Annotated in this window: 19 protein-coding genes and 3 pseudogenes; 14 read left to right on the top strand and 8 right to left on the bottom strand. The window is 71.0% G+C overall.

The annotated features are described in order from the left end of the window. Positions 1–17: 17 nt before the first annotated feature. The 3 genes and pseudogenes from ACIO9K_RS07965 to ACIO9K_RS07955 form a co-directional block, all read left to right on the top strand. Entirely contained in the window at positions 18–1142 is a 1125-nt protein-coding gene (locus ACIO9K_RS07965; protein WP_400327831.1) for a WD40/YVTN/BNR-like repeat-containing protein, read from the top strand. Positions 1143–1304: 162 nt separating this feature from the next. After that, positions 1305–1841: a recombinase family protein gene (locus ACIO9K_RS07960; RefSeq protein WP_400328059.1), complete on the top strand. Its 537-nt coding sequence runs from the start codon at positions 1305–1307 to the stop codon at positions 1839–1841. Between the two features lies 1 nt (position 1842). After that, a pseudogene (locus ACIO9K_RS07955) lies at positions 1843–2576 on the top strand (IS6 family transposase); the annotation flags it as partial. Here ACIO9K_RS07955 and ACIO9K_RS07950 read toward each other — a convergent pair. The 4 genes and pseudogenes from ACIO9K_RS07950 to ACIO9K_RS07935 all read right to left on the bottom strand — a co-directional run bounded on the left by ACIO9K_RS07950 (position 2487) and on the right by ACIO9K_RS07935 (position 5349). After that, positions 2487–3080: a transposase gene (locus ACIO9K_RS07950; protein ID WP_400328057.1), complete on the bottom strand. Its 594-nt coding sequence runs from the start codon at positions 3078–3080 to the stop codon at positions 2487–2489. The pseudogene ACIO9K_RS07955 and the gene ACIO9K_RS07950 overlap by 90 nt on opposite strands. Before the next feature lie 255 nt (positions 3081–3335). Continuing rightward, positions 3336–3518: pseudogene (locus ACIO9K_RS07945) on the bottom strand (ISL3 family transposase); the annotation flags it as partial. A gap of 165 nt (positions 3519–3683) precedes the next feature. Next, positions 3684–4322 carry a DUF6461 domain-containing protein gene (locus ACIO9K_RS07940; RefSeq protein WP_400327829.1) on the bottom strand — a complete coding sequence of 213 codons (639 nt, stop codon included), beginning with the start codon at positions 4320–4322 and terminating at the stop codon, positions 3684–3686. 112 nt (positions 4323–4434) lie between these two features. Further along, on the bottom strand, positions 4435–5349 hold the full coding sequence (locus ACIO9K_RS07935) for a hypothetical protein (RefSeq protein ID WP_363622119.1): 915 nt from the start codon (positions 5347–5349) through the stop codon (positions 4435–4437). On the opposite strand from ACIO9K_RS07935, the gene ACIO9K_RS07930 reads away from it, so the two are divergent. From ACIO9K_RS07930 to ACIO9K_RS07900, 7 genes and pseudogenes are all read left to right on the top strand, one after another. Beyond that, complete coding sequence (locus tag ACIO9K_RS07930) at positions 5348–5548, top strand: hypothetical protein (RefSeq protein WP_363622118.1); 201 nt, start codon at positions 5348–5350, stop codon at positions 5546–5548. The two genes, ACIO9K_RS07935 and ACIO9K_RS07930, sit on opposite strands and share 2 nt — an antisense overlap. Before the next feature lie 194 nt (positions 5549–5742). After that, the gene (locus tag ACIO9K_RS07925) at positions 5743–5976 is read left to right on the top strand and encodes a hypothetical protein (RefSeq protein ID WP_400327826.1); all 234 of its coding nucleotides are present in this window, start codon (positions 5743–5745) and stop codon (positions 5974–5976) included. Positions 5977–6025: 49 nt separating this feature from the next. Continuing rightward, positions 6026–6712: a type III effector protein gene (locus ACIO9K_RS07920; protein ID WP_363622114.1), complete on the top strand. Its 687-nt coding sequence runs from the start codon at positions 6026–6028 to the stop codon at positions 6710–6712. Positions 6713–6901: 189 nt separating this feature from the next. Next, the gene (locus ACIO9K_RS07915; protein WP_400327824.1) at positions 6902–7354 is read left to right on the top strand and encodes a hypothetical protein; all 453 of its coding nucleotides are present in this window, start codon (positions 6902–6904) and stop codon (positions 7352–7354) included. A gap of 79 nt (positions 7355–7433) precedes the next feature. Then, complete coding sequence (htpG, locus tag ACIO9K_RS07910) at positions 7434–9374, top strand: molecular chaperone HtpG (protein ID WP_400327822.1); 1941 nt, start codon at positions 7434–7436, stop codon at positions 9372–9374. A 289-nt stretch (positions 9375–9663) separates the two neighbouring features. Beyond that, on the top strand, positions 9664–9921 hold the full coding sequence (locus ACIO9K_RS07905; RefSeq protein WP_400327820.1) for a hypothetical protein: 258 nt from the start codon (positions 9664–9666) through the stop codon (positions 9919–9921). Further along, positions 9918–10289: pseudogene (locus ACIO9K_RS07900) on the top strand (carbonic anhydrase); the annotation flags it as partial. The gene ACIO9K_RS07905 and the pseudogene ACIO9K_RS07900, both read left to right, overlap by 4 nt. Positions 10290–10355: 66 nt before the next feature. Here the strand turns inward: ACIO9K_RS07900 and ACIO9K_RS07895 are convergent. Together ACIO9K_RS07895 and ACIO9K_RS07890 are read right to left on the bottom strand one after the other, a co-directional pair. Next, positions 10356–11000, bottom strand: a complete 645-nt coding sequence (locus ACIO9K_RS07895; RefSeq protein WP_400327818.1) for an L-threonylcarbamoyladenylate synthase — start codon at positions 10998–11000, stop codon at positions 10356–10358. A 1093-nt stretch (positions 11001–12093) separates the two neighbouring features. Continuing rightward, the gene (locus ACIO9K_RS07890) at positions 12094–12318 is read right to left on the bottom strand and encodes a hypothetical protein (RefSeq protein ID WP_400327816.1); all 225 of its coding nucleotides are present in this window, start codon (positions 12316–12318) and stop codon (positions 12094–12096) included. A 110-nt stretch (positions 12319–12428) separates the two neighbouring features. Here ACIO9K_RS07890 and ACIO9K_RS07885 point away from each other — a divergent pair, with 110 nt between their 5' ends. Both ACIO9K_RS07885 and ACIO9K_RS07880 read left to right on the top strand, forming a co-directional pair. Further along, positions 12429–12863 (top strand): Hsp20/alpha crystallin family protein, encoded by a 435-nt coding sequence (locus ACIO9K_RS07885; protein ID WP_363622105.1) that lies wholly within the window; start codon positions 12429–12431, stop codon positions 12861–12863. A 481-nt stretch (positions 12864–13344) separates the two neighbouring features. Next, positions 13345–13749, top strand: coding sequence for a DUF2267 domain-containing protein (locus ACIO9K_RS07880; protein WP_363622103.1), 405 nt, complete (start codon positions 13345–13347; stop codon positions 13747–13749). A gap of 216 nt (positions 13750–13965) precedes the next feature. Here the strand turns inward: ACIO9K_RS07880 and ACIO9K_RS07875 are convergent, their stop codons facing one another. Together ACIO9K_RS07875 and ACIO9K_RS07870 are read right to left on the bottom strand one after the other, a co-directional pair. Next, a complete protein-coding gene (locus ACIO9K_RS07875) occupies positions 13966–14337 on the bottom strand; it encodes a hypothetical protein (protein WP_400327814.1) in 372 nt (123 codons plus the stop codon). A gap of 130 nt (positions 14338–14467) precedes the next feature. Continuing rightward, complete coding sequence (locus tag ACIO9K_RS07870; RefSeq protein ID WP_400327812.1) at positions 14468–14809, bottom strand: hypothetical protein; 342 nt, start codon at positions 14807–14809, stop codon at positions 14468–14470. Positions 14810–15493: 684 nt separating this feature from the next. Between ACIO9K_RS07870 and ACIO9K_RS07865 the strand changes: the two genes are divergently transcribed. Both ACIO9K_RS07865 and ACIO9K_RS07860 read left to right on the top strand, forming a co-directional pair. Continuing rightward, the gene (locus ACIO9K_RS07865) at positions 15494–15697 is read left to right on the top strand and encodes a cold-shock protein (RefSeq protein ID WP_031068443.1); all 204 of its coding nucleotides are present in this window, start codon (positions 15494–15496) and stop codon (positions 15695–15697) included. Positions 15698–16534: 837 nt separating this feature from the next. After that, the gene (locus tag ACIO9K_RS07860; RefSeq protein ID WP_363622101.1) at positions 16535–17335 is read left to right on the top strand and encodes a hypothetical protein; all 801 of its coding nucleotides are present in this window, start codon (positions 16535–16537) and stop codon (positions 17333–17335) included. Positions 17336–17574: the final 239 nt, after the last annotated feature.

Here is a 17574-nt window from a genome sequence, read left to right as displayed (position 1 = left end):
GGATAGGGAACCCGATCATGAACTGGAACCGCTCCGCCGCCGTCGCCCTCGCCGCGGCCGCCTGCGTCACCCTCGCCCAGCCCGTCGCCGCCACGGCCGCCACCGGCACCCCGTCCGGCCCGTGGACCGCCCCGAACTGCACCCGGGTGACCGGCGACGGCGCCGTCACCTTCACCACCGACGGTGGCGCCACTCTTACGCCCACCAGCGGCACGCTCAAGCCGATCAGCTACACCCACGGCCTGATCGCACTGGACACTCCCAACACCCTACTCGCCACACACAACAACGAACTGCAGCGCTCCACCGACGCGGGCTGCAGCTGGACCAAGGCCGCCAACCTGGGCAGCGGCGCCGTCCGGCTGGTCGCCGGGGTCGGCAACCGGGCCTTCGGCTGGCAGCAGAACGCCTCCTACCTCGTGCGCGTCGACGGCACCGCCGTGACCACCCTCGCCTCGCCCACCGCGACGGTCGTCGGCGTCGGCACCGACCGCACCGACCCCGCGCACGTACGGGTGGCCGGGTCCGACGGCCGCCTCTACGACTCCCGCGACGGCGGCGCCAGCTGGACCGCCGCCGCCGGCCTGCCGTTCGGCGAGGACGCGCTCGTCTACTCCGTCGGTTTCGACCCCGCCGACCCCGGCCACGCCACAGCCGGCGCGATGGCCCGGGGCGGGGCGACCACCCGAGACGGCGGCGCCACCTGGACGCCCGTCACCGGCCTGTCCGCCACCGGCGGCGCGGCCAACCTCTTCCGGGCCGCCTACTCGCCCGCCGACCCCAACACGGTCTACGCCCTGGGCATCGACCTCGGGGAGACCACCCGCGAGGGCCGCCACCTCTTCCGCTCCACCGACGGCGGGCTGAGCTTCTCCCGCATCGTCGACAACACCGCCGACACCCAGCTCACCAACGGCACGCTGCTCGCGCCCAGCCCGACCGACGCCAATGTGCTCCACTTCGAGTACGGCACCTACTTCCAGGGCTACGGCACCGACCTGTTCCGCTACGACGCCGCCACCGGCCTGGTCAGCAAGACCCACAACACCCACGACGGCGTGTCCGCCATCGCCTTTAACCCCGCCCAGCCCGGCGTGATGTACCTGGGCCTGAAGGAGATCGAGGTCGACCCGCTCTCCTGATCCGGGAGACGTGACGCGGGCGGCGTAACCCCGAGCCCGTCCCGTCCGGCCACCGGACGGGACGGGCGCCCCGGGCCCGGACAGCGCCCGCGCCCAGGAGAAGGATGTCCGCAAGTGGGCCCGGCCAACGGGTAACCGCATCGTCAAGGCGCCGACGGAGCGATCAGCGGGAAGGCCGGCGACGATGAGCGGCCCGGCCTGACCGAGGCGCTCCAGTGGATCGCCGACGGCCAGGCGGACGGGATCCTGGCCCCGAACCTCGACAGGATCGCCCGCCAGCTCACAAACCAGGAGGCGATCCTGGCGGTGGTGTGGGCGCGAGGCGGACGGGTGTTCACCGCCGACTGCGGGGAGCATCTGCCCGATGGCGACGACGACCCGATGCGGACCTTCGTCCGGCAGGTGATGGGTGCGGCGGCACAGCTGGAGCGCGGCCTGATCGTGAAGCGACTGCGGGGCGGCCGGCGGGCGAAGGCGGAGGCGGGCGGATATGCGCACGGGGCGCCGGCGTACGGGCAACAGGCGGTGAAGAAGGAGTTGGTGGGCGCCGGGGTGCGGAAGATTGCCCGCCGGTTGAACGACGAGGGGGTGCCGTCGCAGCGCGGACGTCGGTGGCATCCGACGACGGTGGCCCGGCTGCTGGACGACGGGGCGCGGGAGGCTGCCCGCGAGGGTGCTGTCACGTTGACCGATGAGTGAGATGATCTTCGTTGGTCTGGCCGGGGAGTGGTCTGTCGTGGAGAGCGGGTCGCCGTCGTACAGGGGTCACCGGTACCCGGTGGAGATCATCTCCCATGCGGTGTGGCTGTATTTCCGCTTCCCGCTGAGCTTCCGCGAGGTCGAGGAGCTGATGCTCCAGCGCGGTGTCATCGTCGTGTCATCGTTTCCTACGAGACGATCCGCCGCTGGTGCCTGAAGTTCGGCCAGACGTACGCCGACGGGCTGCGTGGGCGCCGGCCGCGGGCCGGTGGCAAGTGGCATCTCGACGAGGTCTTCATGAAGATCAACGGGGTGCGGCACTACCTGTGGCGCGCCGTCGACCAGCGCGGGAGCGTCCTGGACATCCTGGTCCAGTCCCGGCGGGACGCGAAGGCCGCCAAGCGCTTCATGTCCAAGTTGATGAAGAAACAGCGTCGGGTACCGAGGGTACTGGTCACCGACAAGCTCCGCTCCTACGGCGTCGCCCACCGCGAGCTCATGGCCTCGGTCGAACACCGCGCGCACAAGGGCCTGAACAACCGGGCTGAGAACTCCCACCAACCCACCAGGCAACGCGAACGCGCCATGAAGTACTTCCGCTCACCCGGCGCCGCCCAACGGTTCCTGTCCGCGTTCAGCGGCATCTCACCCCACTTCCGACCCCGACACCACCTCCTCACAGCCGGCCGCCACCGCACCGAAATGATCATCCGGTTCGCCATCTGGGACCAGATCACCCACGCCGCCGCCCCGCCCGCCACGGCCTGAACCAGACCCGGAACCGGGCCCAGCACGCCCTGACCCAGCCGCAGGCGACCACGCCCCCACCAACGTGACAACGCCCTCCAGACGGTTCAAGTCCCTTACTGCGGCCAGGACATGCGTGGAGTCGGTGCGCTGTCGACCACCTGGGGCGACCAGTCCCAGCTCCATCAGTCGCTGCAGTAGCAGGTCCAGGACCTTCTCCTCCAGCCCGTGCGCCAGGATCCGGTCGCGGAACCCGGTCAGCACGGTGAAGTCGAACCCGGGGTCCGACAGCTCGACGCTGAGGAGATACTTCCAGTCGATCCTTGCGCGTGTGGCGTGAGCGGCCTGGCGGTCGGTCAGGTTCTCAGCGAACTGCAGGACGCAGACCAACGCCAACTGTCCCGGCGAGACCCCAGGACGGCCTCGGACACCGAAGGCGGACCTGAACACCTCGTCTTCGAATAGCGGGCCGAGCGCGTCCCGGACCCTCATCGCCAGACAGCCTTTGGGGAAGGCAGCGAGGGCCACCTGCCGTGTCACCTGCGGGACCTCTACCCCTGATCTCGACCCCATCGACACCACTCCACCCCGTTCCGCAGCCGAACGACGCACCCTGGACCAGACCGCTGAACAGCAATCCTTCCGTCCAGGACACACCCAGGTGCGAGATCGCGAAGGGTTCACCCAATTGGGCAACAGGGTCATCGAGGGGGGGTGAAATCCTCACCCCTCGTGTTGGAAGATCCGAAGCCGTCGAGTTTCCGGCGCGACATCCGCGACCACCCGGCCGTGGAACCCGTGAACCCGCCCCGTCGGCCGCCCACACACCGGGCACGGCACCGGATCATCCCGCGTCCGCGCCGACACCCGGATGACCTCGCCCTCGTCCGCCACCCCCTCGATGACGAGGGCCGACAGCCCCGAAAACACCACGCTCACAAGCTCGTTGACATCACGCACATCATGCCAACGACCGACGTCACCCTTCGTCACCACCGATTACGGGACAGAGCCTTTGGCTGTACAGACCCCATTCTGGCGGGGTGGAGGTCGAGGCCGGTGGCGTCCCGAGCGGTGGCGTCCTGCGCCGGCGGGTTAGGGGTGCGGGGGAAGCCCTGGGAGGAGGCGGCCGAGCCCCTGTGAGGACGCGTCCTCCGGGGCTGCGGGGGCGCGGGAGGAGAGTGGCGCCCGTCGCTCCGGAGGCAGGTACGCGGTGGGCAGGGGGCCTTCCAGGACGTCGCCGTCGAGGCGGACGCCCAGGTACGCCTGGACGCCCTCGGCCGCCTGCGTGGCCGTGGAGCGGTCCGGGAGCACCTGGACCGCGTCCCACAGCGGGTGGTCCGGGCCGCTGCGCAGCGTCGACGGGAAGCCCGCCTCGAAGGACTCGATCCGTACGCCGTCCCGGTAGCGTTCGAGGGTGGTCATGCCGTTGACGCTGTACAGCTGGACGGCCTCGGTGCCTGCCGACAGGCGTGAGAGCACGGCCTCCTTGAAGCCCTCGGGCTCGCCGCTCTCGTGGCAGAACGCCCACTCCCCGTCCCCGAGGACACCGGTGCGCAGGACGACGCCTCCCTCCGCGATCGGGAGGGTGGTGCGGGCCTGCTGCAGCGTCAGCTCCCGGACCGGTTCGGCGGCTGCCCCGTAGGCGTCGAGGACGTGTGCGGGGCCGCGGTGGCGGGCGAAGGTCAGGCACACGATGATGTCGTGCGCCCACCAGGGGTCCTGCGTGGTCATCGTCGCGATCCTCTTTCTGCTGGGCCGTTCGTTGTCGGGGCTCCGTGGCCGCGCCCGGGGGCCTGTCCCCCGGGCGCGGCCACGGTGTCGTTCGGGCCGGGACCCGTGGACGTCAGGTCGTCCAGGAGACGGTGAACGCCTCGGTGTCGATCAGGCGCTGCGTCTGGACGAAGCTGCCGTACTTCCCGCCGGCCGCCTTGTTGACCGGGAGCGGGACGTGGCCCCGCACGCACGACTCCTTGTACGTGACCGGGTGTCCGGTCGTCTCACGGAACGTCCAGTTGCCGTTGGTGAGTTGGGGGACGATCTCGGCGCACAGCCCGCCGTTCGTGCCGCCCTGGTACGTCCCGGCGAAGGGGAACTCGTCGCAGCTGTCCTCCGGGAACGCGACCGGGTCCAGCTGGGCGAACGGCACCGTGCTCTGCGCGCCGCAGGTGCGCTTGCGGTTCGGCTCGCTGTCGCCCTTCAGCCGCGTGAACTGCTTGGGCATGTTGGGCAGGTAGTTCAGTGCGAAGGCGTAGGTCGCGGCCGCCGCACCGTAGTCCGTCAGGGAGTAGGACAGGTCGGGCCGGACGTCGGCGTAGACGCATCCGGGCGAGCCCTTGCCCGGCTCGTGGACGGCGTTGTCGCAGCGGACCTTGCGCGGATTGGTCCAGTTGACGTTCGGCTGCAGGGGGATGGTGTTGTCCTGCGTGACGTACATGTGGTACTCGTTCGCCAGGGAGTCGACAGCCCCGACGGCGGGCGAGTCCGAGTACAGGACCGTACCCTGCGCCGACGTCCCGGGCGTCAGCGTACGGGCGCCCGCCCAGGGCTTGGCCGCGCCCATCTGGCAGGGCGCCGTACAGCTGGCGTCGAACGCGATGTTGAGGCTCGGCACGTTGCTGGTCGAGGACACCATGGTGACCGTCACCAGTTCGGTCCACATCGAGCTCGTGGCGCTCAGCGACATGCTCAGGTTGATCTTGAGCTGGGCCGAACCGATGGCGGTGTCCTTGTCGTCGCGCAGCGTGTAGGTCGTGGTCATGTCCTTCAGGCACGACCCGAACCGCTCGTACGACCAGTACCCCGCGCTGCCGATCGAGCACGCCCCGGCACCGTCCTGCGTGCTGCTGACGGCCTCGGAAACACTCCTACGACCCGCCGGGCCGTCGGCGACCTGCACGCACTCGGCCGCCGCACCCGCCTTCCCGGGCGCCGACCCCACGGCCACCTCCGTGCACTGAACCCCACCCGGCTCGGCCTTCACCGACAGGTCCTGCCGGTCCGCGGCGCTCACCGCCGTTCCCGGCCCCCCGATCCCCGGCAGACCCGCTGCCCCGGTGCCCGACTCGCCCGCGCCGTCGACCAGGGCGGGGTGTTCAGTGGTGTTCGGGCAGTTCGCCGACGCTCAGCGGCCGGCGGGGCGGACGGCCCCGCCATGGCCGAGGAGTTGGAGCGGGTCACGACCACTCCCGGGGCGGGCGGGATGGCGCTGGTCCCGTACCGCGAGGAAGGCATGGATACCGGCGTGCTGCCCGCCGACTACCTGGCGATCCTCAAGACCGTCACGGGGATCGAAGGAGCGGTCAAGGCCGGGGACGTGGCGCCAGCGCTCGGCAAGGGAGTGCAGTCGGCGCAGGTGGTCCGCACCGGTGCGGCGCGAAGCGTGTAACATGTCATCCATACGATGACAGGCACCCAGTCAGCGAAAGAGTGACGACATGGATACCCAGGACACCGGCGCGGCCGGGGTGGGGCCGGCCTCGTTCCTGGCCGCCGCCGCCGCGCTGGGCATGATGGACGCCGCCGCCCGCACCGCCCGCCACGCACCCCCGGACGACGCAGGACAAAGCGATCCGCAGCAGGCCCTTTCCGCACTCCTGCTGCTGCGCCACCTGCGCGAGGAGCTCGCCGACTGGGAGACCGGCCTGATCGAGACCGCCCGCGACGCCGGCGCCACCTGGGCCGACCTCGCCGAACCGCTGGGCGTCCAGAGCCGCCAGGCCGCCGAACGCCGCTACCTGCGCCTGCGTCCCAACGCTGATGCCGGCACCGAGGCGGGCAGCACCGGCGAGCAGCGCGTCCAGGCCACGCGCGACCAGCGCGCCGCCGACCGCGCGGTGACCACCTGGGCCCGCGACAACGCCGCCGACCTGCGCCGCCTCGCCGGACAGATCGGCGCCCTGGACGGCCTGAGCCCCCAAGCGGCCCCCGCCATAGATCGCCTCCTGGATGCACTCGGCCACCACGACCCCGCCCGTCTGCTTGCCCCGCTCGCCGAGACCCGGCCCCTCCTGGAGGCGAACCACCCGAAGATCACCGACCGCCTCGATCAGCTCACCGCCCGAGCCGACCAACTGCGCGCCGACAGCGACCGGCAGCGCCGCACACCGCCAGCCGACCCGTGACCGCCCCGGGGCACGCCGCTGTCGGTCCGCGACCCGCACGCTGTGGACCGGCTTACCGCCGTAAGCCTGCACGCGGCATCTGCCCCGGCACGCGGGGCGCGAGTTGACGCCCTGACGGCTACCGGCGTGCAGACCGCCCGAATCTTCCGGACCGTGACGGTCGCTCCGTCCCGACCCCAGCCGACTCCCATGACTCCAGCCGACCTGCAGCAGCTGCTCATCGAGCATGCTCTGGGCATACCGGGCATTACCGGTGCCGGCAAGCGTGACGACGACAGCCCCTACGGACTGACTGTGACCCTGGAGGGCGGCGGACAGGTGTGGTGGACCATCACCGGCGCCAGCGGCTCCGCGCCCACCATCACCACCGGCGACGGCGCCGAGAGCGTGGATGTGCCGGACCTCACGGGCTCGTCGGTTCCGGTGGACCTCGTCGAGCAGGCCCTGGTCGCCTCTGCCATCGCGGCTGGCGGCATCGTGCGCGTCGACCGGTACAGCACGCGCCCGGACCCGCCCGCGGTCCGCTACGGCGCGACGCTGGAGTGCCGCGACGGCTGGAAGCTCTTCCTGTCCTGTTACGGCACCGCCCGACCCGGCCACACTCGCCCCGAGCAGCCCTACCAGCCCCTCAGCCACATCTGAACACCCCCGGGGCCGGCCACGCAGAACGCTCGCCTGCCCCGGCTTGACCCGATCCGAACCCTCGAAGGAGACGCCTCCCGTGGCCAGTTCGACCCAGACGCTGGAGTTCCAGGCGGAGACCCGCCAGTTGCTGCAGCTGGTGATCCACTCGATCTACTCGAACAAGGACATCTTCCTGCGCGAGCTGATCTCCAACGCCTCCGACGCCCTCGACAAGCTCCGTCTGGAATCCCTCACCGACACCACCCTTGAGGCCCCCGACCCGCACATCATCCTGGAGGTCGACAAGGACGCCCGCACCCTGACGGTGCGGGACACTGGCATCGGCATGACCCGAGACGACGTCGTCGACCTGATCGGCACCATCGCCAAGTCCGGCACCGCCGGCCTGCTTGCGAAGATCAAGGAGGCGAAGGACGCGGACGCCGCGCAGCACCTGATCGGGCAGTTCGGCGTCGGCTTCTACTCCGCGTTCATGGTCGCCGACAAGGTCACCCTCCACACGCGTCGCGCCGGCACCGAGCAGGGCACCGTGTGGGAGTCCGACGGCGAGGGCACCTACACCATCGCGCCGGCCGACGGCCTGCCGGTGGGCACCTCGGTCATCCTGCACCTCAAGGCCGAGGACAGCGAGGACGGGCTGGGCGACTACCTGGCCCAGTGGAAGATCCGGCAGATCGTCAAGCAGTACTCGGACTTCATCCGCTGGCCCATCCGGATGGCCACCGAGCCCGTCAGTACCACTACCGACGACAGCGCCGACGCCGACGGTGGGGCTGCGGGCGAGCTGGAGACGCTGAACTCGATGAAGGCCCTGTGGGCCCGCCCGCGCAGCGAGGTGACCGAGGCCGAGTACAACGAGTTCTACCAGCAGATCAGCCATGACTGGCAGGCCCCGGCCGAGACCATCCACATGCGCGCCGAGGGCACCTTCGAGTACGAGGCGCTGCTTTTCATCCCTGCCCACGCCCCGTTCGACCTGTTCTCCCGCGACACCAGGCGGGGCGTGCAGCTTTACGTCAAGCGGGTGTTCATCATGGACGACTGCGACGCGCTGATGCCGAACTACCTGCGGTTCGTCAAGGGCGTGGTGGACGCCCACGACCTGTCGTTGAACGTCTCCCGCGAGATCCTGCAGCACGACCGCCAGATCACCGCCGTGCGCCGGCGCCTCGTCAAGAAGGTCCTCGGCGCTCTCAAGGACATGCAGACCAAGAACGGCGAGACCTACGCGAAGCTGTGGGAGCAGTTCGGCCGGGTCCTCAAGGAGGGCCTGATCGAGGACCGCGACAACACCGACGCGCTGTTGGAACTGGTCAGTGCCGCCTCGACAAATGATGCGGAGAAGCCGACCACGCTGCGCGAGTACGTTGCGCGGATGAAGGACGGCCAGGACACCATCTACTACCTGACCGGCGAGAACCGGGCGATGGTGGAGAACTCCCCGCACATGGAGGCCTTCACCGCCAAGGGCTATGAGGTCCTGATCCTCACCGACCCCGTCGACGAGGTCTGGACCGACCAGATTCCCGCCTTCGACGGCCACCGCTTCCAGTCCATCGCCAAGGGCCGGGTCGACCTCGACAACGACGCCGACGGGGAAGGCAGTGACGAGGCGAAGGCGGAGAAGGCCCAGCGCGAACAGGACTTCGCCCCCCTCCTCGCCTGGCTCCAGACCACCCTGGCCGAGCACGTCAAGCAGGTCCGACTCTCCACCCGCCTGACCACCTCCGCGGCGTGCCTGGTCGGCGACGCCCACGACTTGACCCCCACCCTGGAGAAGATGTACCGGGCCATGGGCCAGGAACTCCCCCAGGTCAAGCGCATCCTCGAACTCAACCCCACCCACCCCCTCATCACCGCCCTGCACCAGGCCCACCAGGCAGGAGCCGACAACCCGGCGCTCGCCGAAACCGCCGAACTCGTCCACGGCAGCGCCCTGCTCGCCGAAGGCGGCGACCTGCCCGACCCGGCCCGCTTCACACGCCTGCTGACCGACCGCCTCACCCGCGCCCTGTAACCCCCGCCGGGGTGCGGCCCGCCGTACAACCGACCAGCCCGGCCGGCCGCACCCCGCACCGCGCTCGGCCATTCCCGCCCGGCACACGCCGCAGGGAAGGGCCTGGGGCGCCGCACCCGAGCCGCATCGAACCGAGCGTCCCGCCGGAGTCGACCCTGGCCCCGGTGGGACGCGTGCGCAGCGCCCGGTTCGGCATCCACGCCCCTGCGGCACCGCCGCCATCACCCGCTTCGGCAGCCGGAAACGAACGCCGGCCACCCGGCGGTCGCCCGACCAAGGCGACAGAAGCGTGTACCAGTACACCGACCGCAAGAACCGCACCCTGGCCGATCGCGTCAACGAAGCCGCCGATCGCCGCCTCGACCAGGGCACCGAGCAGGACAAAGGTGCCGCGACCGCCCTGCTGGCCGACATGCTCCACGCCGCCTCCCAGCACGGCGTCACCCTCGACACCTTCGACTGGGTCACCGACCTGCCCGGAAACTGCTACGCCGCCGTCGTCTCCCCTCTGCACGCGCGAACCACCCAAGGGGCCACGGCCAGCTGAACGCGACGAGCCGGGTTACGCCTCACCGACCCCTTTCACCGACGCTGCTGGCCGGCAACCGGCGGTTCGTCGCCGGAGCTTCGGAGCACCCGAACCAGGACGGCGCCCGCCGCACCGAGACCGCACCCGCCCAGAGTCCGTTCGCGGTGCTGTTCGGCTGCTCGGACTCCCGGCTGGCCGCCGAGATCATCTTCGACCGGGGGCTGGGCGACCCGTTCGTGGTCCGCACCGCCGGGCACGTCCTGGGGCCGGAGGTTCTGGGCAGCATCGAGTACGGGGTGAGCGTGCTCGGCTCGCCGCTGGTCGTGGTGCTCGGCCACGACGCGTGCGGCGCGGTAGCGGCCACCCGCGCCGCCATCGCCGACGGCACCGCCCACCTGGTCACCGCCCGCGGCCTCGACCTGCCCGCCGACTCGGTGGCCCGACCCGGTTGATCAGCGTTCCTCCAGGTCCGGCACGACCTTGCGCAGCTGTTCGGCGCTGACCGCGCCCGCGCGCAGGAGTACGGGGGACTGGCCGGTGATGTCCACGATCGAGGACGGCACGGCCGCCGGCGTCGGGCCCCCGTCCAGGTAGACGGCCACCGCCTCACCGAGCATGCCGCGTGCGGCGTCGCAGTCCTGCGGCGACGGCTTGCCGGTCAGGTTGGCGCTGGAGACGGCCAGCGGCCCGGTCTCCACCAGCAGGTCGATGGCGACCGCGTGTGCGGGCATCCGTACCGCCACGGTCCCGTGCGTCTCGCCGAGATCCCAAACGAGCGACGGCTTGTGGCGGGCGACCAGGGTCAGCCCACCCGGCCAGAACACCTCCATGAGCTCTCGCGCGCGCTGAGGCAGGTCGTCGACCAGGAGATCCAGATCGCCCGGCGAGCCGACCAGCACGGGGGAGGGCATGTTCCGGCCTCGGCCCTTGGTACCGAGGAGCCGGGCGACGGCCTCAGGGCTGAAGGCATCGGCACCCACCCCGTAGACGGTGTCGGTGGGCAGCACCACGATCTCACCCCGCCGCACCGCCGAGACGGCCTCGCGCAAGCCCGTGGCACGCTCGAAGGCATCCGAGCAGTCGAAGCGACCGGACATCGCAGTTCTCCCATCGAACGGGCTCGCCCCGCACCCTTCGTCCGCGCCGATGAGCCGACACGGCTAACGCCGGTCACAGTACCCGGCGCAACCGGCCCCTGGCGCGAAGGCTCTGCCCCTGCGCCAGCCGACACGGCCCACGGCACCGCCTTTCCTAACCACGGGTGCCCTGAGGCCATCCAAGTGCCCGGCGATACTGCCATCGCCCCGCCTGGGACCAGCTGAAATCCCTTGCGCTGAGAACCACCGCGTCAAGCGACTCCCGGAACGCCTGGCCACACCCGTTCAGCCCGGGCCACTGCCCGGGCTGAACCTCGGCGCTACCGCCGGCCTCCACCGGTCGCGCCCGCCGCTACTGCACCGACTGGTGTGGCCACAGGGCACCGAGACTGCCGGCGGGGGTGGCTGCCCAAGCCGGCGATTGCCGCGTCACCTGCCCGTGTCCCACGCCGCGACAGCGTGGAACACGCACGCAGAGCACTCCGCCTCATCCCGGCCGCCTCGCCAACGCCAGGAGTGGGGTGGGGGTGTCCAGCCAGGCAGGACAAGGGTGAAGTCGGCGGCTCCGCTCGGTCGTGGCATCAGATCGCGGCGTATCGCCGGGAGTCTCGGGAGCGGTGGTTCTCCCTGTCGTACACGGGTACCCGGACCGCTTCCTGGCGGCCTCCGGGGCGTGTCGCGGTGCGTTCGGGACGGTAGGTGCGTGCCGGTGGCCAACCGGGTCGGAGGGGTTCTGCGTGGGCGCTCGCGCTGGTTGCTTCGGTGGGATGGTCGGAGCCTCTGGGGGCGTGGGGAAGGCATGCGGGGGCCAGGGCCCGTGGGCCAGGTCGTGGTGGAGGGTGTCGAGTCTGGCCAGGCAGGCGTCGATGGTGGCGATGGCGTCGCCGCTCTGTTCCTGGATCCGGCGCTCGATGGCGGCCAGCCGGTCTTCGATGTGCTGCCAGCGGTCTTCGGCAGCGGCGAGGGGGTCAGGTGCGTCGTCGGTCGCTGTCATGGCGGAGGCGGTCCTTGCGGTCGGTGAGGTCGTCGAGGCGGGCGGCGAGGTCGGGATGGGCGGCGGTGAGGTAGGGACGCATGCCGGCGAGGAGCGCTATCAGGTCGGCCGGATCCGTGGCGCCGAGGGCGCTGGTGAGCGCGGCCAGGGCGGGACGGGCCCCTCGTCCGATGCGTCGGCGCCGGGCCGGGTGTCCGGGGCGGTGTTCCGCGCGGTGCGGACGGCGTCGTCGATGGCGGCGAGCGCGGCGGCGGCAGCGAGGAAGGACGCCGGTCCCGTGGATGGGCCGCCGCCGGTGGCGGGTACGTCGGGCCGCTTTCCCATGGATGTCATTCCTTCGGCGACTTCGCTGTTTGTCATTGGATGGATGACATGCTAGAACAGACTCAGGTGAAACGCACTGGCACCCATTCGATCAGTGGAGGTGTTTCGTGATGCTGATGCGCACCGACCCGTTCCGCGAACTGGACCGCCTGACCCAGCAGTTCCTCAGCACGACCGGCACGTGGTCGCGGCCGGCCCCGATGCCGCTGGACGCCTGCCGCGTGGGCGACGAGTACGTGATCTGCTTCGACTTGCCCGGGGTGGACCCGGAGGCGATCGACGTCGACGTCGAGCGGAACATGCTGACCGTCAGGGCCGAACGCCGCCCCCGCCACCAAGGCGACGACGTGAAGTGGGAGCTGTCCGAGCGCCCGCTCGGCGTGTTCTCCCGCCAGGTCATGCTCTCCGACACCCTCGACCCCACGGGGATCAGCGCCGACTACGACGCCGGCGTGCTGACGCTGAAGATCCCGGTCGCGGAGAAGGCCAAGCCCCGCAAGGTCGAGATCAGCCACAGCGGCAGCCGCAAACAGATCCAGGCCTGACCGGATCCCCGGACCGCCGTCCCGCACCGCCGACCCCCGGGCCCTGCGGGACGGCCCCCCGCCGGCTCCACCACCCGGCCCGGCCGCCCCGGCACACCACGCCGTGCGGGCCGGGCCGACGGAGGGAGACCGCCACGCGACGACCAGGGTCACGAACCCTTAGCGCTGCGGGCGTGCGGCGGGATCGGCCTTGACACCGCCCCGCGCTGCGCCGTGCCGTGACCGCCGCGCTCGGGGCACATCGGGAGGTGGTGCTCGATCCGCCGGAGGTGACGTTCATGGACTGCGCGGGCCCGGGGCGCTCCTGTCCATGCCCGCAACCAGGCCGACTGGTGCGGCAGCCAGCTGGTCCTGCGAGGGGCCGGCCGCCGCGTGGTCCGGCTGGGCAAGCTCATCGGTCTGCACCGGCGCCTGGTCGCCGAGCCCTGACCGGGCGTCGACGGCGTTCACGCCGACGCCCCGGAACGGAGGGAGAGGAACCGTGGCTCTTCGATGGGAGGCGTTCCTGGAAGAGGTCTGGGAACGCGGTGAGTACGACACACCCCGGGAGGCCGAGCGGGCGGCGCGCGTCGTCCTGGCCCTGCTCGGCGCCCACCTGGTCGGCAACGTGCGCGCCGAACTGGCAGCCCGCCTGCCCGAGACCTTCGCCCTGATCCTGCTCAACCCGCTGCAGGCCGCCGAGCCGCTCAACCCCGAGCGGTTCGCACGCGCGACCGCGGCCTGGATCGAGGGCGCCACCGAGACCACCGCCCTGTGGGACATCGGCGCCGTTCTGTCCACCGTGGCCGACGCGGCCGGCGACGATCTCACCGAGCGCGTCCTGCTCCAACTGCCGCCCGGCTACGACCTCCTGTTCGGCCGCCCCCGGCCCGGCCAGCGCCCCTGAACACCAGCCTCACCGCCGCCCGCTGGGACGTCTCCTCCGTCCTGGCCGCTCTCGCCGACCTCGCCGGCGGCCACTGACCGCCTCCTCGCCGGCCTTCCCCGCGGCTACGCGCTGCTGTGCGGCCACGCCGACCTCACGATCGCTGTTTGACCCGGGCGGCACTACCAGCGCCGGCCGCCCGCCATCCAGCGTGGCAGGGCGGTCGGCGCCGGGCCGTCAATCCGGCCGGCGGCGGCCACAGGAGCACAGGCCGACGACGCAGGACCGCCACCGCCGGGTGCCGGTTCGAATCCGGCGCGACGCCGGTGCACTCGCGACATCGACCTCGGCCGGGCGTGCAAGGACGATCAGGACGATGCCGCCGGTCCGTGAGAGGGGGAAGATGCCGGCGTGCAGCCAGCCGCGCATCCTCGGTTTCGGTGCTGCCTCCGCGCACTGCGCGCCGTCGGCCGGGTCGGTGGCTGCCTGCCGGCCCGTCGTGCCGGCGGGCGGATCAACCGCGGCGGTGTGGAGGGTGCCGGACGTGGCGCCGGGGCCGAGCCGGGACTTTCCTCCATGTCCCGGCGGCTGGGTGTCTTCGGCGATCATGCGTTTATTTCAGGAAAGACGGATGATGTGCGGCCGACGCCCACACCTCATTCCGACAACGGCTACCGACCACGGCGAGGGCGTCGACGATGGTCGGCACCGGTCGGGTGGAGGAGCCGAGTCCCGGTTCTCAGCGATGCTGCCACAGGCGGTGAAGTTCAGCGATGGCGGCTTCGAGGTGGTCGGCGAGGGCGAGGTCGTCGCCGGGCAGGGTTCGTTCCAGCCTTTGCGCGACGGCGCGGTGCAGCTGCAGTGACTCGCTGTGCGCGTCGGTGAGGAGGACCGACAGGAGCGGCTCCCCAGCGGCTGTCAGCTGGTCCACCAGGGCGAGCACCTGGATCTTCTGCGCCTGGCTGAGCGCGGGGAGCAGCTTGTGCCCGGTTCTCTCGTGCAGAGCGTTCCACGAGATGGTCTTCTGCTCGCGGGCGGTCTTTCTCAGTGCGCCGCGGACGGCGTTCGCGACGCCTGCCATGGGGCTGTTCTTCGCGGCGTTCCACCATGCCTGCGGGGTGGGATCGGGTGCCAGGGGCGCCGGCACCCGCTGGCCCGCCGGGGAGGCCTCGGGTGGCCCGATCGGTCGACGGGGTTCTTCGCCGGGGGGGGGGGCGGGGGAGCGGCTGGGAGGGGTTTCCCTGCGCGTGCCTGCATGTTGCTCTCGTATGCGGGCCGAGAGGCCTTCAGCTTCGCGGGGTCGACACCTGTGGGTGTGTCATCGGCGCCCGCCCTGCCGGGAGTGACAGGCTGGGTACCACGTTTCTCCATCCTTGACCTCTTCATGCTCCAGACGGTGACTTGTGATCATTGTGCACACTGGCCGCCGGGCCGTCTCTCCCACCCTCAGCTCGCAGGTGCACCGCGATCGCCTGACGGCGCACGAGCGTCAAGACTTCTGCCGTGCCGTCACCCGCGAGCAGCAGCTCCGAGGGCGATGTGCCACACGCCCCGCTTCCGCCCCGCCGTCGGGACGCGGAGCCTGGTAGAGTCTGGCGAGTTGCAGTTGTGGTCCCATGAACTCTGGTATGCGCCTGCTGGTTTGTGACGGCTGGGCGCATTTTCGTTTTCCCGGGTCTTCCCCTGGGCGGGCCGTCATCACCGCGACTCGGATCTGCGCACGCTGCCGGATCCGGATCAGTCCCTTGAAGGAGACAGTTTCTTTATGGCTAATGGCACCGTGAAGTGGTTCAACGCGGAAAAGGGCTTCGGCTTCATCGAGCAGGACGGCGGCGGCCCGGACGTCTTCGCCCACTACTCGAACATCAACGCCAACGGCTTCCGTGAGCTGCTCGAGGGCCAGAAGGTCGAGTTCGACGTCACGCAGGGCCAGAAGGGCCCGCAGGCCGAGAACATCCGTCCGCTGTAGTTTCGCCGGGCACCCGCCTGGCAGCGAGTGGCCCGCACCGCGTACACGCCCGGTGCGGGCCACTCGCCCTTGCCATGGCACCTTCCCGGCCGCTCAGGCCCGGGCTCCGACCCGGTACGCGCCGAGCGCACGTCTCCCAGACACCGTCCGCACCCGGACCCGGCACGGTGGGCGCTGCGCTCCGAGCCACTGCACTCACGCCGGACGCCGACTCCCGCTCCGCGCGAGTCCTTCCCACCGACCCACATGTCACATTCCTGGCCCGTCACCTGCGATCTCCCGCGCCCCGCGCCGCGGAGATTCCCCAAGACGTGTCGTCCGAGAAGGGTTCTTCGCATTCCCATTACCGACCGCTACCCGCACCAAGTCGCTGCCTCGAGGCCGCTGCCCGCAAGCACTCCCAGGCGATCCCCCGCCGGCCGCACCCCCGCGACGCACCTGCAGCCGATGCCGCCTCAATCATCCTCCGCGCCAGACGGGTTCGCCCAGCGCGCCTCGCACGCGCTCACCCGCCGCGCCTATGCCTTCCGGCTTCGGCTCGCCCTGGTGGTGGGCGGCATGTCGATCGACCGCCGGGCACCGAGCCGCAGAAGCGCCGCATCGTTGACGCCGCCGCCGGACATGGTGCTCCTGCCGCTCTGAGGCAGGCAAGGACCCGCGCCTCTCCCTGTCTCGCCGGGGAGCCGCGCACGGCAGGGCACCGGCCCGCACAGGCCGGCCGCCCGAGCCTGCCGGCCAATACCCGCCCGGCATGGCCGGCCAAGCGACCTCGGCCGTTCACGCTCCCGGAGCCCGACCCGCCCGACCCGCCCGACCCGCCCGACCAAGGGACGTTCAATGCCGTTCGAGATCACGCACGCGACCGCCCCGACGCCCGGCGGCGTCAGCGAGGCCGCCGTCGTCACCGGGCCGGCGTTCGCCTTCGTCCTGGACGGCGCCACCGCCACCGGAGCCACGACGGGCTGCGCCCACGATGTCACCTGGTACGTCGAGCAGTTGGCGGGTCTCCTCTGCGCGCAACTGCTCACGCAGGGCCCGGCCGGCCTGCGGGAGATCCTGCGCACCGCCCTGACCGCGCTGGTCGGGAAGCACAGCCAGACCTGTGACATGACGAACGCGGACAGTCCCTCCTCGACCGTCGCGGTGGTCCGTGAGCGCAGCGGCAGCCTGGACGTCCTGGTGCTCGGCCACTCGCCCGTGGCGCTGCACCGGACCAACGGAGCGGTCGAGGTGATCGTCGACGACCGGGCGGCGTATCTGGACTCGTATACGGAGGAAGCCGTACGCGGCTACCGCAACAGCGCTGCCGCCGGTGGGTTCTGGGTGGCCGGTGCGAAACCCGAGGCCGCCGACCAGGCGCTGACGGCCAGTATCCCGTTGTCGCAGATCCACCAGCTCGCCGTCCTGTCCGAGGGCGCTGCCCGCCTTCCGGAGCGGTACGGCTGGAGTTGGCCGCGCTTCATGGCCGAGCTGTCCGATTCCGGACCCGGCCAGATCATCGCCGTGACACGCGAAGCCGAGACCGGCACTGCGGCCGGGGCATTCCGAGGCAGGACCCACGACACCGCCGCCATCGTTCTGTGCCGACCGGCCCAGACGGCGCACGCGACACAGACGAGCGTCGAGACCAGATCCTGAGCAGTTGCCGCAACCCCGGCGATGGACACCGACAGACATGAGTGCGCGTTCCTAGGTGGGGTTCCCCGAGGTACGGAAGGTTGCCGGAGATGGCCTGATGGGCCATGAGAAGGGAATGATCTTGCTCCGCTTGGACGGACACCATCGTTGTGGTGGCCGGGCTGAGGGGACGGTCACGCACTCAGCGCGACTGCGGTCGTTGAGGCTGCTGTGCAGCCTTCGTACGTCGTACCAGCTCT

The organism is Kitasatospora sp. NPDC087271 (assembly GCF_044744605.1).
Taxonomy (GTDB): Bacteria; Actinomycetota; Actinomycetes; order Streptomycetales; family Streptomycetaceae; genus Kitasatospora.
The sequence above is the reverse complement of the archived record's forward strand: the minus strand, read 5'-3'. Positions and strand labels throughout refer to the sequence as shown.

Bases quoted from the DNA above. Each gene is read 5' to 3' on its own strand.
- ACIO9K_RS07860 (WP_363622101.1), top strand. From the start codon at position 16,535: ATGCCGTTCGAGATCACGCACGCGACCGCCCCGACGCCCGGCGGCGTC.
- ACIO9K_RS07875 (WP_400327814.1), bottom strand. From the start codon at position 14,337: ATGATCGCCGAAGACACCCAGCCGCCGGGACATGGAGGAAAGTCCCGG.
- ACIO9K_RS07865 (WP_031068443.1), top strand. From the start codon at position 15,494: ATGGCTAATGGCACCGTGAAGTGGTTCAACGCGGAAAAGGGCTTCGGC.
- ACIO9K_RS07920 (WP_363622114.1), top strand. From the start codon at position 6,026: ATGGATACCCAGGACACCGGCGCGGCCGGGGTGGGGCCGGCCTCGTTC.
- ACIO9K_RS07915 (WP_400327824.1), top strand. From the start codon at position 6,902: ATGACTCCAGCCGACCTGCAGCAGCTGCTCATCGAGCATGCTCTGGGC.
- ACIO9K_RS07965 (WP_400327831.1), top strand. From the start codon at position 18: ATGAACTGGAACCGCTCCGCCGCCGTCGCCCTCGCCGCGGCCGCCTGC.
- ACIO9K_RS07925 (WP_400327826.1), top strand. From the start codon at position 5,743: ATGGCCGAGGAGTTGGAGCGGGTCACGACCACTCCCGGGGCGGGCGGG.
- ACIO9K_RS07950 (WP_400328057.1), bottom strand. From the start codon at position 3,080: ATGAGGGTCCGGGACGCGCTCGGCCCGCTATTCGAAGACGAGGTGTTC.
- ACIO9K_RS07885 (WP_363622105.1), top strand. From the start codon at position 12,429: ATGCTGATGCGCACCGACCCGTTCCGCGAACTGGACCGCCTGACCCAG.
- ACIO9K_RS07895 (WP_400327818.1), bottom strand. From the start codon at position 11,000: ATGTCCGGTCGCTTCGACTGCTCGGATGCCTTCGAGCGTGCCACGGGC.
- ACIO9K_RS07940 (WP_400327829.1), bottom strand. From the start codon at position 4,322: ATGACCACGCAGGACCCCTGGTGGGCGCACGACATCATCGTGTGCCTG.
- ACIO9K_RS07870 (WP_400327812.1), bottom strand. From the start codon at position 14,809: ATGGCAGGCGTCGCGAACGCCGTCCGCGGCGCACTGAGAAAGACCGCC.
- ACIO9K_RS07935 (WP_363622119.1), bottom strand. From the start codon at position 5,349: ATGACCACGACCTACACGCTGCGCGACGACAAGGACACCGCCATCGGT.
- ACIO9K_RS07930 (WP_363622118.1), top strand. From the start codon at position 5,348: ATGTCCTTCAGGCACGACCCGAACCGCTCGTACGACCAGTACCCCGCG.
- ACIO9K_RS07890 (WP_400327816.1), bottom strand. From the start codon at position 12,318: ATGGGAAAGCGGCCCGACGTACCCGCCACCGGCGGCGGCCCATCCACG.